At 69.8% G+C, this 14,171-nt stretch carries 8 protein-coding genes and 4 pseudogenes; 9 read left to right on the top strand and 3 right to left on the bottom strand.

The window, feature by feature from the left end; genetic code table 11:
* Nucleotides 1-63 precede the first annotated feature (63 nt).
* From G3I71_RS38335 to G3I71_RS38300, 9 genes and pseudogenes are all read left to right on the top strand, one after another.
* Entirely contained in the window at nt 64-2,577 is a 2,514-nt protein-coding gene (locus G3I71_RS38335; RefSeq protein ID WP_343243191.1) for a PQQ-dependent sugar dehydrogenase, read from the top strand.
* A gap of 12 nt (nt 2,578-2,589) precedes the next feature.
* Complete coding sequence (locus G3I71_RS38330; RefSeq protein WP_164322359.1) at nt 2,590-3,948, top strand: ThuA domain-containing protein; 1,359 nt, start codon at nt 2,590-2,592, stop codon at nt 3,946-3,948.
* Between the two features lie 136 nt (nt 3,949-4,084).
* Nucleotides 4,085-5,437 (top strand): inositol-3-phosphate synthase, encoded by a 1,353-nt coding sequence (locus G3I71_RS38325; RefSeq protein WP_239149589.1) that lies wholly within the window; start codon nt 4,085-4,087, stop codon nt 5,435-5,437.
* A gap of 68 nt (nt 5,438-5,505) precedes the next feature.
* Nucleotides 5,506-6,354 (top strand): annotated as a pseudogene (locus tag G3I71_RS51675) (sugar phosphate isomerase/epimerase family protein); the annotation flags it as partial.
* A gap of 207 nt (nt 6,355-6,561) precedes the next feature.
* A complete protein-coding gene (locus G3I71_RS51670; protein WP_239149590.1) occupies nt 6,562-7,245 on the top strand; it encodes an EboA domain-containing protein in 684 nt (227 codons plus the stop codon).
* Nucleotides 7,245-8,093 carry a TatD family hydrolase gene (locus G3I71_RS38315; protein WP_164322357.1) on the top strand — a complete coding sequence of 283 codons (849 nt, stop codon included), beginning with the start codon at nt 7,245-7,247 and terminating at the stop codon, nt 8,091-8,093. The genes G3I71_RS51670 and G3I71_RS38315 overlap by 1 nt, the downstream gene beginning before the upstream one ends.
* Before the next feature lie 3 nt (nt 8,094-8,096).
* A pseudogene (gene eboE, locus G3I71_RS38310) lies at nt 8,097-9,254 on the top strand (metabolite traffic protein EboE); the annotation flags it as partial.
* Between the two features lie 33 nt (nt 9,255-9,287).
* A pseudogene (locus G3I71_RS38305) lies at nt 9,288-9,742 on the top strand (alkaline phosphatase family protein); the annotation flags it as partial.
* 57 nt (nt 9,743-9,799) lie between these two features.
* The gene (locus G3I71_RS38300; RefSeq protein ID WP_164322355.1) at nt 9,800-10,858 is read left to right on the top strand and encodes a sugar phosphate isomerase/epimerase; all 1,059 of its coding nucleotides are present in this window, start codon (nt 9,800-9,802) and stop codon (nt 10,856-10,858) included.
* A gap of 75 nt (nt 10,859-10,933) precedes the next feature.
* On the opposite strand, the gene G3I71_RS38295 is transcribed toward G3I71_RS38300, so the two are convergent.
* The 3 genes and pseudogenes from G3I71_RS38295 to G3I71_RS51665 all read right to left on the bottom strand — a co-directional run.
* A complete protein-coding gene (locus tag G3I71_RS38295; protein WP_164322353.1) occupies nt 10,934-12,373 on the bottom strand; it encodes an OFA family MFS transporter in 1,440 nt (479 codons plus the stop codon).
* A gap of 44 nt (nt 12,374-12,417) precedes the next feature.
* Nucleotides 12,418-13,809, bottom strand: a complete 1,392-nt coding sequence (locus G3I71_RS38290) for an OFA family MFS transporter (protein WP_164322351.1) — start codon at nt 13,807-13,809, stop codon at nt 12,418-12,420.
* Between the two features lie 191 nt (nt 13,810-14,000).
* Nucleotides 14,001-14,171, bottom strand: a pseudogene (locus G3I71_RS51665) (formyl-CoA transferase); the annotation flags it as partial.

Genomic DNA, 14,171 nt, shown 5'->3' with positions numbered 1-14,171 from the left:
GGTGACGGCGCACCCCGGCGTATCGCACCCGCATGTACCACGAGCTCCATTCTGGAGGCATTCGTGCACGCGAAAGACGGCCCCACCCGCACCGGAAGAATCGCGAGTCGCAGACGACACCCCCAAGTCCGCAGAGCGCTCGCCCTGTTCACGGGCGCGTTGCTCGCGGGAGCGTCACTGACCCTGGTCGCACCCCAGGCCGGCGCAGCCGTCGCCGCCCCGGCGGCTCCCCCCGCCGCGGCTGCCGCCGAGGACTTCCAGCAGGTCACCCTGGCCAAGGGCGAACCGGAGGTCGGCGAGCCCATGTCGCTCGCCGTCCTCCCGGACCGCTCGGTCCTGCACACCTCGCGCGACGGCGAACTCCGCATCACCGACGCCGCCGGAAACACCCGGCCGGCCGGCAAGCTCGATGTCTACTCCCACGACGAAGAGGGCCTTCAAGGCATCGGCGTGGACCCGCAGTTCAGTTCCAACCGCTTCATCTACCTCTACTACGCACCCCCGTTGAACACCCCGGCGGGCGACGCCCCCGAGACGGGCACCGCAGCCGACTTCGCGCCCTTCGACGGCGTCAACCGGCTCTCCCGGTTCGTCCTCAACGCCGACGGCACCCTCGACAACGCCAGCGAGAAGAAGATCCTCGACGTCCCGGCCTCGCGCGGCCTGTGCTGCCATGTCGGCGGTGACATCGACTTCGACGCGGCGGGCAACCTGTACCTGTCGACGGGCGACGACACCAACCCCTTCCAGTCCGACGGGTTCACGCCCATCGACGAGCGCGCGAACCGCAACCCGGCCTTCGACGCCCAGCGTTCGGCCGGCAACACCAACGACCTGCGCGGCAAGATCCTGCGCGTCAAGGTCGGAGCGGACGGCTCGTACACCGTCCCGGCCGGCAACCTGTTCGCGCCCGGCACGGACAGGACACGCCCCGAGATCTACGCGATGGGCTTCCGCAACCCGTTCCGCTTCAGCGTCGACAAAGCGACCGGCATCCTCTACATCGGCGAGTACGGTCCTGACGCGGGCGCGGCAGACCCGGCCCGAGGCCCCGCGGGCCAGGTCGAGTTCGCCCGTGTCACCGGGCCCGGCAACTTCGGCTGGCCCTACTGCACCGGCGCCAACGACCCTTACGTGGACTACGACTTCGCGACCGGCACATCGGGCGCCGCCTTCGACTGCGCCGCCCCGAAGAACACCTCGCCCAACAACACCGGCCTCACCGACCTTCCCCCGGCGCAGGCCGCCTGGATCCCGTACAACGGCCCGTCCGTACCGGAGTTCGGAGACGGCTCCGAGTCCCCGATGGGCGGTCCGGTCTACCACTACGACGCCTCGCTCGACTCCCCGGTCAAGTTCCCGGAGGCCTACGACGGCGACTTCTTCGCCGGTGAGTTCGGCCGCCGCTGGATCAAGCGGATCACCAGCGACGGCGCCGGGACCGTCCAGTCCATCAGCGACATTCCGTGGACCGGCACCCAGGTGATGGACATGGCCTTCGGGCCGGACGGCGCACTGTACGTCCTCGACTACGGCATCTCGTGGTTCGGCGGCGACGAGCACTCTGCCCTCTACCGCGTCGAGAACGCCACCGACGGCCACTCCCCGGTCGCGCAGGCCGCCGCCGACGTCACCTCCGGCCAGGCCCCGCTGAAGGTGAGGTTCTCCTCCGCCGGCACCACCGACCAGGACGGCGACGCCCTCACCTACAGCTGGGACTTCGGCGACGGCGGTACGTCGACCGCCGCGAACCCCTCCCACAAGTACCGGAAGAACGGGACGTACACGGCGACGGTGACCGCCAAGGACACCACCGGCCGTACCGGCGCCGCGAGCGTCCAGGTCGTGGTCGGCAACACCGCACCCAAGGTGGTCCTCCAACTCCCGCAGGACGGGCAGCTGTTCGCGTTCGGTGACGCGATCCCGTTCAAGGTGAGGGTCACCGACCGGGAGGACGGCCGGTCCATCGACTGCACCAAGGTCCAGGTCACCTTCATCCTCGGCCACGACAGCCACGGCCACCCCCAGACCTCGGCGAACGGCTGCTCCGGCACCATCCAGACCAGCGCCGACGGCGGCCACGACCCGGACGCCAACATCTTCGGGGTCTTCGACGCCCAGTACACCGACCTCGGTGGCGGCGGCCAGGCACCCCTGACCACCCACGACCAGAACGTCGTCCAGCCCGACCACCGCCAGGCCGAGCACTTCAACAACTCCTCGGGCACAGTGGTGAGTTCACGGGAGTCGGCGAACGGCGGCAAGGCAGTCGGCGACATCGACAACGGCGACTGGATCGCCTTCACGCCGTACGTCCTGAGCAACGCCAAGTCGCTCACGGCACGCGTCGCCTCGGCCGGCCCGGGTGGCAGGCTGGAGATCCGCGCGGGTTCACCGACCGGCAAGGTTCTCGGCCGAGCGACCGTACCGGCGACCGGCGGCTGGGACACCTACCAGGACGTCACCGCCAGGCTGTCCCACGCCCCGCAGGGCACCACAACGCTCTACCTGGTCTTCAAGGGAGCCGCGAGCGGTGACCTGTTCGAGGTGGACGACTTCGCCTTCACCACGGGCTGAGGGGAGTGCGCCATGCGATCAACAGGACTTACCGTCAACGCTGTTGTGGGCACGGCACTTCTCCTTGGAGGCGTGTCGACCCCGGCAGCCTCCGAGCCCGCACCACGGCACGTCGACCGGGTGCTGGTCTTCTCCAAGACGGCAGCCTTCCGGCACGACTCCATCCCCGACGGCATCACGGCGCTCAAGGAGCTCGGCGCGAGCGCCGGCTTCCGGGTCGACGCGACGGAGGACGCGGCGGCGTTCAACCCGGCGAACCTCCGCCGGTACGCGGCCGTCGTCTTCCTCTCGACGACCGGCGATGTCCTGACGAACCGTCAACAGTCGTCGTTCGAAAGCTACATCCACCACGGCGGCGGCTACATGGGCATCCACGCGGCGGCCGACACCGAGTACGACTGGGCGTTCTACGGCGGCCTCGTCGGCGCCTACTTCCAGGGGCACCCGGCGATCCAGCAGGCCCGGACGGTGGTGGAGGACCGCGCCCACCCGGCGACCGCCACGCTGGGCACGGACTGGAACCGTACCGACGAGTGGTACAACTACCGCTCCAATCCACGGAGTTCAGTGCACGTCCTGGCCTCCCTCGACGAGTCGTCGTACACCGGCGGCACCATGAACGGCGACCACCCGATCGCCTGGTGCCAGAACTACGCGGGCGGACGCTCCTTCTACACAGGCGTCGGCCACCTGTCGTCCGCCTACACCGAACCGGCCCTCCGGCAGCACCTGTTGGGCGGACTCCGCTGGGCCACCGGCAAGGCCCAGGCGGACTGCCGCCCGGAGAACGGCTACCAGCCACTCTTCGACGGCACCTCACAGTCAGGGTGGCAACAGGCGGGCCCCGGCACGTTCACCGTCTCCGACGACGGCACGCTGACGTCGTCCGGCGGCATGGGCCTGCTCTGGTACGCCGCCCGTAGCTTCGGCGCCTACTCGCTGAAGCTGGACTGGAAGGCCCGCGGCTACGACAACTCCGGTGTGTTCGTGGGCTTTCCGCCCTCGGACGACCCGTGGTCGGCGGTCGACAAGGGCTACGAGATCCAGATCGACGCGACCGACGCCCCCGACCGCACCACCGGGGCCGTGTACGGCTTCCGCTCCGCCGACGTCAGGAAGCGCGACCGTGCGCTGAATCCGCCGGGGGAGTGGAACACGTACGAGCTCCGGGTGGAGGGCGAACGGCTCCGCGTCTGGCTCAACGGCGTGAAGATCAACGATTTCACCAACACCGATCCGGCCCGCAGCCTGCGGGACGGTCACCTCGGCATCCAGAACCACGGAGTCGGCGACCAGGTGTCCTTCCGTGACATCCGGATCAAAGAACTGCCCGTGACCGCGCCGGCGAGCCCGGCCGCTCAGGGCGACTGAGCGGCGGCGGGCGGGGGACGCCGGACCTCCGCCCGCCGCCTTCCCGCCCTTCCCTTCCCGGCCTGCCGCCGGAGGGTGTGAACACCGTGATCGACAACCGGTGATCGACAAACCGTGAACGACAAGGAGGCTGTCCATGTCCACGTCGTCGTCTCACCCTCGAACTCGTGTGGGGGTATGGCTGATCGGAGCCGGTGGCTCCGTCGCCACCACCGTCGTCGCGGGCTGCGCCGCCGTGACAGCGGGACTGCACCGCCCCACGGGCATGGTCACCGAGACACCCCCGTTCACGGACTGCGACCTTCCGCCCCTGTCCGCGCTCGTCTTCGGCGGCCACGACACCGTGGACTGCCCGCTGCCCAAACGTGCCGAGGCGCTGACGGCAGCAGGAGTCCTGCCCTACGGACTCCCCTCGGCCATCGCCTCTGAACTGGCCGCCGTGGACCGGGAGATCAGACCCGGCGCTCCGACTCCCGGCGACACGAACCGAACCCCGAACGGCCTGGTGACGACCTTCGCCGCAGACATCCAGGACTTCGTACGACGCCACGACCTGGACCGAGCCGTGGTGGTGAACGTCGCCTCCACGGAGCCGGCCCCGAAGGGCACCGCCCTCCCGCCGAGCTCGCTGTACGCGGCGGCTGCCCTGCGCGCCGGTTGCCCGTACGTCAACTTCACACCGTCGACGGGGCTGCACCACCCGGCGCTCGCCCACACGGCGGCGACGAGCGGGCTGCCCTACGCGGGCCGGGACGGCAAAACCGGTCAGACGCTGCTCAGGTCGGTCCTCGGCCCGATGTTCAGGCAACGGGCGCTGGAGGTCCGCGCCTGGTCGGGCACCAACCTCCTCGGCGGGGGAGACGGCGCGTCCCTCACCGACCCCTCCGCGGCGGCGGCGAAGAACGCCGGCAAGGAACGCGTCCTCACCGACACCCTCGGCACAACACCGGAGGGCGTGGTCCACATCGACGACGTCCCGTCCCTCGGCGACTGGAAAACCGCGTGGGACCACATCGCCTTCGACGGCTTCCTCGGCACCCGGATGATCCTCCAGACCACCTGGCAGGGCTGCGACTCGGCCCTTGCGGCACCCCTGATCCTCGACCTGGCCCGCCTGACCGCCCGCGCCCACGAAACAGGTCTCTCCGGCCCCTTGAGCGAACTCGGCTTCTACTTCAAGGACCCGATGGGCGACGGCCCGGCGGGACTGGGGGAGCAGTACGCGGAGCTGGTGCGGTTCGCGGAGCGGCTGCGAGTCGGGGGAAGGACAGCGGTGCCGAGAGCGGTTGGAGCGGTTGGACCGGTGGGTTCGGCGGGGCCGACGGAACTGGCGGGATCAGCGGAGTTGGCGGTTCCGACGGGGCTGTCAGGGCTGTCAGGGCTGTCGGGAAAGCGAGCCGACCGGGACGCGGGTGCCGGGACAGAGGGCCGCCGTTCGAGCGGGCCACTGGGCGGGGCACCTGCCGACGGCGAGGGGGAACGCCGATGAGCGCCTCACCCGACCCGGCGCCCCGAGGCGGTGCACAGGACCGGGGCAACCGGGGACGCGCCCGGTCCATGGCTCCGTACGACCCCTCCACCGCCCCCCTCCGCTTCGGCTACGGAACCAACGGCCTCACCGACCTCCGCCTCGACGAGGCCCTCGGCCTGCTCGCCGACCTCGGCTACGACGGCGTCGGCCTGACCCTCGACCACATGCATCTCGACCCGCTCGCTCCCGACCTCCCCGCCCGCACCCGCCAGATCGCCCGCCGCCTGAACACCCTCGGTCTCGGCGTCACCGTGGAAACCGGCGCCCGCTACGTACTCGACCCGCGCCGCAAACACGGCCCCTCTCTCCTCGACCCCGACCCGGACGACCGCTCACGACGCGTCGACCTCCTGCTCACCGCTGTCCGAGTTGCCGCGGACCTCGGTGCCCACGCCGTGCACTGCTTCAGCGGCATCACCCCCGCCGGCACGGACCCGGGCACCGCCTGGCACCGCCTGACCGAAGCCCTCGCCCCCGTCCTGGACGCGGCCACCGCAGCCGGCGTCCCGCTCGCCGTCGAACCCGAACCCGGCCATCTCCTCGCCACCATCGCCGACTTCCACCACCTCCGCCACGCACTCGACGACCCCAAGGCCCTCGGACTCACCCTCGACATCGGTCACTGCCAGTGCCTCGAACCACTCCCTCCCACCGACTGCGTCCGTGCCGCCGCGCCCTGGCTGCGCCACGTCCAGATCGAGGACATGCGCCGCGGGATCCACGAACACCTCCCGTTCGGCGACGGGGAGATCGACTTCCCGCCCGTACTCGCCGCGCTGGCCGCCACCGGCTATCAGGGCCTGACCGTCGTGGAGCTACCCCGCCACTCCCACGCGGGCCCCCACCACGCCGAACAGTCCCTCCGCTTCCTCCGCGACACGGCCCGTGCCGCCCCGGCCCCTTCCGCCAGCTCCCCTGAGGCCGCATCGCCGACCACCACGGTGCCTCGGCCCGCCAAAGCCCCGCAAACCACCCCTCCGCATACAGCCTCCTCGATCGCCTCAACCCCGACGGCCGCTTCCGCCACCCTCCTTCACGGCTCCGGCCGACCGCTCCGTCACTCCAGCCGAGGGGAGCACCCCATGACCCAGCCCCACACCGGCCCGGGCACCCCTACGGCCGGCAGCCCCCTCTCTCCCACCCCCACGCCGCCCACCCCACTGGTCGACCTCCGTACCCAGGTCACCGCCCACCTCGGCGAAACCGCCCGCACCTGGCTCGCTCTCGCCCTGGACGAGGCAGCCGCCCGCCCCGGCACCCACGGTCCCATCTCCGCCTGGGAGTTGCGCCTCGCCGAAGCCGGCCGCCGCTGCGGCACCGACCACGCGGACGCCGTACGCGTCCTGATCCTGCACGCAGCCCACGCCGGCCCGGACGCCCTCACCCGCGTCTACCGGCAGGGCACCGCCGCCGAACGCCGAGCCGTCCTGCACGCCCTGCCCCACCTGGTCGCCGGCCCCGACGCCCTACCCCTGGTCGAGGACGCCCTGCGCACCAACGACACCAGCCTCGTCGCCGCAGCCGTCGGCCCGTACGCCGCCCGTCACCTGGACGACCACAACTGGCGCCACGCCGTCCTGAAGTGCCTGTTCACCGGCGTGCCCGTCGACGCGGTGGCCGACCTCCACCACCGGGCCCGTGCCGACACAGAGCTCGCCCGCATGCTCGACGACCACGCCGCCGAACGAGCCGCCGCCGGCCGCCCCGTCCCCGAGGACCTGCACCGCGTCCTGGCCCTGACGGCGTCCGAAGCGAAGGAGTCCTGATGCGCATCTTCGACCCCCACATCCACATGACGTCTCGGACCACCGACGACTACCAGGCGATGTGCACCGCAGGCGTCCGCGCCGTCGTCGAACCCTCCTTCTGGCTCGGCCAGCCGCGCACCTCGCCCGCCTCCTTCCTCGACTACTTCGACTCCCTCCTGGGCTGGGAACCCTTCCGCGCCGCCCAGTACGGCATCGCCCACCACTGCACGATCGCCCTCAACCCCAAGGAGGCGAACGACCCCCGCCTCGCCCCCGTCCTCGACGAACTGCCCCGGTATCTCGCCAAGGACCGCGTCGTCGCCGTCGGTGAGATCGGCTACGACTCGATGACCCCCGCCGAGGACACCGCCCTCGCCGCCCAGCTCCAGCTCGCCGCCGACCACGGGTTGCCCGCGCTCGTCCACACCCCGCACCGCGACAAGCTCGCCGGCCTCCGCCGCACCCTCGACGTCGTACGGGAGTCCGCCCTGCCCCCGGAGCGCGTCCTGGTCGACCATCTCAACGAGACCACCGTCAAGGAGGCCAAGGACGGCGGCTGCTGGCTCGGCTTCTCGGTCTATCCGGAGACCAAGATGGACGAGGAACGAATGGTCGCGATCCTCCGCGGCCACGGCCTCGAACAGGTGCTGGTCAACTCCGCGGCCGACTGGGGCAGAAGCGACCCACTCAAGACCCGCAGGGTCGGCGACCTGATGCTGGCGGAGGGCTTCACCGAGGACGACGTCGACCGTGTCCTGTGGCGCAACCCCGTCGCCTTCTACGGGCTCAGCGGCAGGCTGGACCTCGACGTCGACGCGAGAGACGCCACCCACGAGGGCAACTCCGTCCTGCGCGGCGGGGAGTGACCGATGCGCTTCCGCCACCCCGACGGATCCACCGTCCACCTCGCCTACTGCACCAACGTCCACCCCGCCGAGACCCTCGACGGCGTCCTCGCCCAACTCCGTGACCACTGCGAACCCGTACGCCGACGCCTCGGCCGTGACCGGTTGGGCATCGGACTGTGGCTGGCCAAGGATGCCGCCCACGCCCTGGTCACCGACCCATCCGCCCTGCGCGGCCTGCGCACCGAACTCGACCGGCGCGGCCTCGAAGTCGTCACCCTCAACGGCTTCCCGTACGAGGGCTTCGGCGCCGAGGAGGTCAAGTACCGCGTGTACAAGCCGGACTGGGCCGACCCCGAGCGACTCGCCCACACCACCGACCTGGCCCGGGTCCTCGCCGGTCTCCTCCCCGACGACGTCACCGAAGGCAGCATCTCCACCCTGCCGCTCGCCTGGCGCACCGCCCACGACACCGCACGCGCGGCCTCGGCGCTGACCGCCCTGGGCACCCTCGCGGAGCGCCTCGACGCCCTCGCCGAACTCACCGGCCGCTCCATCCGCGTCGGACTGGAACCGGAACCCGGTTGCACCGTCGAGACCACCGACGACGCCATCGCCCCGCTCACCGCGATCGGCCACGACCGCATCGGCATCTGCGTCGACACCTGCCACCTCGCCACCTCCTTCGAAGATCCGCACACCGCCCTGGACGCGCTCACGCGGGCCCGCGTCCCCGTCGTCAAGTCCCAGCTCTCCGCCGCACTGCACGCGGAGCACCCCCATCTCCCCGAAGTCCGCGAGGCCCTCTCCGCCTTCGACGAACCACGCTTCCTGCACCAGACCCGCACGGCCACCGCCGCCGGACTGCGCGGCACGGACGACCTCGGCGAGGCCCTCCACGGCGATGCCCTGCCCGACGCCTCCCCATGGCGCGCCCACTTCCACGTCCCGCTCCACGCGGCCCCCGCCGCCCCGCTCACCTCCACGCTCCCCGTACTCAAGTCCGCGCTGACCCGGCTCGTCGGCGGCCCGCACCCCCTCACCCGGCATCTGGAGGTCGAGACCTACACCTGGCAGGCCCTCCCGCCCGAGCTGAGGCCTCGCACCCGCGCCCAGCTCGCCGACGGCATCGCCGCCGAACTCACCCTCGCCCGTGACCTGTTGAGCGACCTGGGCCTGAAGGACCGCCATGAGGCGCCGCCTCCAGGCGAAGCCGGCATGGAGCAACTCCTCGACGACGAGGACAAGGAAACCCACCGTCTCGACCATCCGAGCTCCGGTGAACTCGTCGCCGTGGCGGAGCCGGACGCCTGGTTCACGTACTACTACCGCCTCGACGACGCACCCGCGCCCGACTTCGCGCAGCTCGTCGAGATCCACCGCGAACCCGGATACGACCCGGTCGAACTCCTCATGGATCCGCGCGACCCCTTGGTCATGGTCAAGGCGGCCACCGCACCAGGGCCTGCCCCGCAAGAAGCTCGGCCTGCTTTACCGCACGGCGGTGGTGCCTCTGGTTCCCTCGCCTATTCGCGGCAGCCACGACCGCCTTCCGGCGAGCGACGACGACGGTCCGCTCCTCATCTGCTCCACCCCCCCGTGCCGTCGACGGCCGCATCGCGGCCACCGATGTGAAGTCGCTCCTGCTCCAACCGACCGGTCTCTCCTGACTGGTCACAAGTGAAGCACTCACCACTGACAACGCCTTCCCCATCGAGGAGTTCCACATGAGCCGCACGCCCCGACCGACCGGCAGCAGCAAGGCGCACGACCCCGAACTCACCCACCGCCTCAGCCGAAGAGGCATGCTCGGCGTGGCCGCCGGAGCCACCGCCGCCGCTCTCCTCGGCGCCGCCTCCCCGGCCACGGCCGCCACTTCGGCACAGACCGCCGCCGCGGGCCGGGGCCGTCCCGTCCTGCCGCCCGGCCGGCTCGGCATCCAGCTGTACAGCCTGCGCGACAAGGTCTCCACGCTGGGCTTCGCCCCCGTCTTCGCCGAGCTGAAGAAGTACGGCTACGACGAGGTCGAGTTCGCCGGATACACCCAGGGCTCCGCGGGCCCCATCACCCTCGCCCAGCTCAGGCGACTGGCGCGCGACCACGGCCTCAACCCGATCGGCAGCCACGTCGGCTACTACGCCAGTGACCCGAACGCGTACACCTTCGCGCAGAACCTCGACAAGGTCCTCGACGACGCCCAGGCCCTCGGCCTCAAACACATCGGCACCGCCTCCGGCCCGTTCCGCTACGGCTCCACCGTCGACGCCTGGAAGCGGGCGGCTGAGGAGTTCAACACGTACGGCGCGGCGGCCAGGGCACGCGGCATGAAGTTCTACCAGCACAACCACTCCGAGGAGTTCTCCTTCGCCACCGACAACCCGAAGATCCGGCTCTACGACGTACTGCTCGCCGAGACCGACCCCAAGCTCGTGTACCTGGAGATGGACATCTTCTGGGCGTACTCGGGCCAGTTCCGCTTCTCGAAGCGGCCCGACGGCACACCGGCGCCCTTCGAGCCCCTCGACTACGTCCTCAGGCAGCCCGACCGCTACCCGCTCTTCCATGTCAAGGACGGCGTGAGCGACCCGGGCAACCAGTACGGATACCGCATGACCGACGTAGGCGACGGCGACATCGACTACCAGCGGTTCATCTCGGGCGTGACCCGGCTGCACGGCCACCGCCTCGCCCACCACTGGCAGGCCGAGCACGACAACCCGGCCGAGTCCTTCACCTTCGCGCGCCGCTCCAGCGAGCACCTCCACTCGTTGCGCGAGAAGTGCTGACGGGGCCGCGTACATATAGAGGTGGCCCTCCCGGAACGGCGAATTCCGGGAGGGCCACCTCACGCGCGCGTGCTGTCACCCAGCGGGCTGCGGCTCCGCGGTCCGGGTGGCCGTGGTGTGACCCGGCTGCCGCAGCAGCAGGGCGATCCCCGCCGCCACCATGGAGACGGCACCGGCCAGGGCGTACGCGCCGTCGTACCCCCAGGCCGCGACGACCATGGATCCCAGGCCCCCGCCGAACAGGCCGCTGACCAGCTTTCCGCTGTACACCAGCCCGTAGTTGGAGGCGTTGTAGTTCTCCCCGAAGTAGTCCGGGGTGAGCGCCGCGAACAGTGGGTAGAACGCGCCGCCTCCGAAGCCGGAGAGGAAGGCGAAGAACAGGAACAACGCCTCGCTCTTCACGTCACCCGCCCAGATCACCCCGAACTGCGCCAGGCCCAGGACGACGATGACGAACACCAGGGTGGGTTTGCGGCCCCACTTGTCGGACAGCCAGCCCACGACACCGCGGCCGATGCCGTTGATGACCGCCATGACGCCCATGGACGAGGCGGCCACCAGCGGGCCGAAGCCCACCTCCTTGGCGAAGTCGACCTGGAAGGAGATCCCGAAGATCGACACGCCGGCGGTCAGCACGATGGCGAGCCACATCAGGGGGAGCATGCCGGTCCTGATGGCCTCCTTCGGGGTGTACTGCTTCACCGCGGGAGGGTTCCTGGTGAGGCTGGTCGCGTTCTTCTCGTCACCGGCGTACGTCAGCGGATCGATGTCCGCGGGCCACCAGTTCTTCGGGGGATCCTTGAAGAAGAAGGCGGACGCGAGGACAACGATCATGATGTAGCAGCCGATCAGGTCGAGGACCCGGTGGTAGTTCGCGGTGTCGAAGCCGTAGTTGAAGATGAAGATGAACGGCAACGATCCGTACGCGAAGCCTCCGTTGACGAACCCCGTCCTCGCTCCCCGGCGTTCGGGGAACCACTTGCCGACCATGTTGATGCAGGTCGCGTAGACCAGGCCGGCGCCGATGCCACCGACGACGCCGAAGCCCAGGATCGCCAGCCAGACGTTGCTCAGGTGCGAGAGGGCGAGGAACCCGAGGGCGCACAGGCCCGAGCCGATGTACATGGCTTTGCGGGCCGTCAGGACGCCCCTCTCCCGGAGCCAGCCCGCGGGGAAGGCGATGCCGGCCTGGAAGAAGACCCAGACGCTGAGGATCCAGAAGGTGTTGCTCTGCGTCCAGCCATGGGCGTGGGACAGGGTGTCCTCCGCCGAGCCGTACGCGTATTCGAAGACACTGATGGCCATCATGGCGATCCACGGCAGGTACACCATGAGCTTGCGGGAGTGACCGAGGATGTCCCGGTCGGTCTCGCCCACGCGGTAGACGCGTCCGTGGGAGTCGGTCACTTCTCGGTAGGGACGGTGTGCGGCTTGGGGGTCTGTCGACGGACTGTCCGTCACATTGCCCTTTGAACTGCTCGTCGAACTGTTCGTCGCGATGGGATCTGCCGTCATGTCAGGCCAATTCCTCCGTGTCAGGCCGTTTCCTTGCTGACGTGTCAGGCCATTTCCTCGCCGAGCGGCTGGGGGTTGGGGGAGACCCGGCGATCGGCCGCCGGCCTGCCGGGAGCCTTCAGGAACACCGCCAGTACGGCGGAGGCCAGGCCGATGGAGCCGGCCAGGACGAACGCGCCCTCGTAGTCCCAGTGGTCGACGACGATCGCGCCCACTCCGGAGCCGACGAGGCCGGAGATGAGCTTCGAGCTGTAGACCATTCCGTAGTTGGAGGCGTTGTTGTTCTCCCCGAAGTAGTCGGCGGTCATGGCCGCGAACAGCGGGAAGATCGCCCCGCCGCCGAAGCCGGAGACCATGGAGCAGAACAGGAAGAACGGCATGCTGCCCATCTGGCCGGAGACCAGCACGCCGAACTGGGCCGTGCCCAGCACCAGACATACGATGACCAGCGTGTGGCGTCGCCCGTAGCGGTCGGATATCCAGCCGATGACACCGCGGCCGGTGCCGTTGACGATGGCCTTCAGGGACATCGCCGTGGCCACGATCCCGCCCGCGAAGCCCATGTCCTTGCCGAACGGCACCTGGAAGGCGATGCCGAAGATATTGATGCCGGCGGTGCACAGCAGGCAGAACCACATCATCCACAGGACTGGCTGACGAGACGCTTCCCTCGGGGTGTACTGCTTGACCGCCGGCGGGTTCTTCTCCAGCGCCCGGCGGATCTTCGGGTCGTCCGTGGCCTTGAGCGGGTCGACGTGCGCGGGCCACCAGTTCTTCGGCGGGTCCTTGAAGAACCAGCCGGCCGAGGCCACGACCAGGCACAGCCCTACGCCGACGCAGGCGAGCACGGTCCGGTAGTTGCTGATGTCCATGTACGAGGTGAACAGGAACACGAAGGGCACCGAGCCGTAGGCGAAACCGCCGTTGACGAAGCCCGTCTTGCCGCCCTTGCGCTCCGGATACCACTTGCCGACCATGTTGACGCAGGTCGCGTAGACGAGACCGGCGCCGATACCACTGCACATGCCGAAGCCGAAGTAGGCCACGAGCACGTTGGGTGCGTACGCCAGCGAGACGTAGCCGAGCATGGTGCCGACCGCGCCGATCATCATCGCCGTACGGGCGGGCAGTCTGCCGCTCTCCCGCAACCGACCGGCGGGGAAGGCCACGGCCGCCTGGAAGAACACCCAGACGCCCATCAGCCAGAAGATGTGCCCGCTGTCCCAGAGATGGGCCTCGTGGAGGGTGTCCTCCGCGGACGTGAACGCGTACTCGGCGGAGCTGATGCCCATCATGCCGATCCACGGCAGGATGACCATCCACTTGCGCCTGCGGCCCATGATGTCGACATCGGATTCGCCGACTCGGTACATGCGGCCGTTGTGGTCCGTCACCTCCCGGTACGGGACGGACGTCGAGTAGTCGATGGTTGTCATCTTGGTGAAGACTCCTTGCGTCGAAAGATCTGGCCAGCGCCCCCTGTCCAAATGCCTTTCGTGCGCGCATGGGTCCCGGAGCCGGCCGACGCGCACCGTCGGACGCCCCCTGTGCCGGGTTATGTCATGAACCGCCTCCCAACAGCCGGAAGGTGCCGCACCTTTGTGGTGCGCGCTCCGAACTCCCCACCTCAGACCACCCCGTTCGCCTTGAGCAGGCGCAGCTCCTCGTCGCCCAGGCCGAGTTCGCCGATGAGGATTTCTTCGGTGTGCTGGCCGAGGAGGGGTGGGGTGGTGATGTGGGTGGGGGAGTCGGAGAGTTTGATCGGGTTGCCGACGGTGGTGAAGGGGCCGCGTTCGGG

This window comes from Streptomyces sp. SID12501, from assembly GCF_010550245.1.
Classification (GTDB): Bacteria; Actinomycetota; Actinomycetes; order Streptomycetales; family Streptomycetaceae; genus Streptomyces.
This window is presented reverse-complemented; position numbering and strand designations above follow the sequence as displayed.

Coding starts and splice junctions, on each gene's coding strand:
- G3I71_RS38330 (WP_164322359.1), top strand. CDS start 2,590: ATGCGATCAACAGGACTTACCGTCAACGCTGTTGTGGGCACGGCACTT.
- G3I71_RS38325 (WP_239149589.1), top strand. CDS start 4,085: ATGTCCACGTCGTCGTCTCACCCTCGAACTCGTGTGGGGGTATGGCTG.
- G3I71_RS51670 (WP_239149590.1), top strand. CDS start 6,562: ATGACCCAGCCCCACACCGGCCCGGGCACCCCTACGGCCGGCAGCCCC.
- G3I71_RS38315 (WP_164322357.1), top strand. CDS start 7,245: ATGCGCATCTTCGACCCCCACATCCACATGACGTCTCGGACCACCGAC.
- G3I71_RS38300 (WP_164322355.1), top strand. CDS start 9,800: ATGAGCCGCACGCCCCGACCGACCGGCAGCAGCAAGGCGCACGACCCC.
- G3I71_RS38295 (WP_164322353.1), bottom strand. CDS start 12,373: ATGACGGCAGATCCCATCGCGACGAACAGTTCGACGAGCAGTTCAAAG.
- G3I71_RS38290 (WP_164322351.1), bottom strand. CDS start 13,809: ATGACAACCATCGACTACTCGACGTCCGTCCCGTACCGGGAGGTGACG.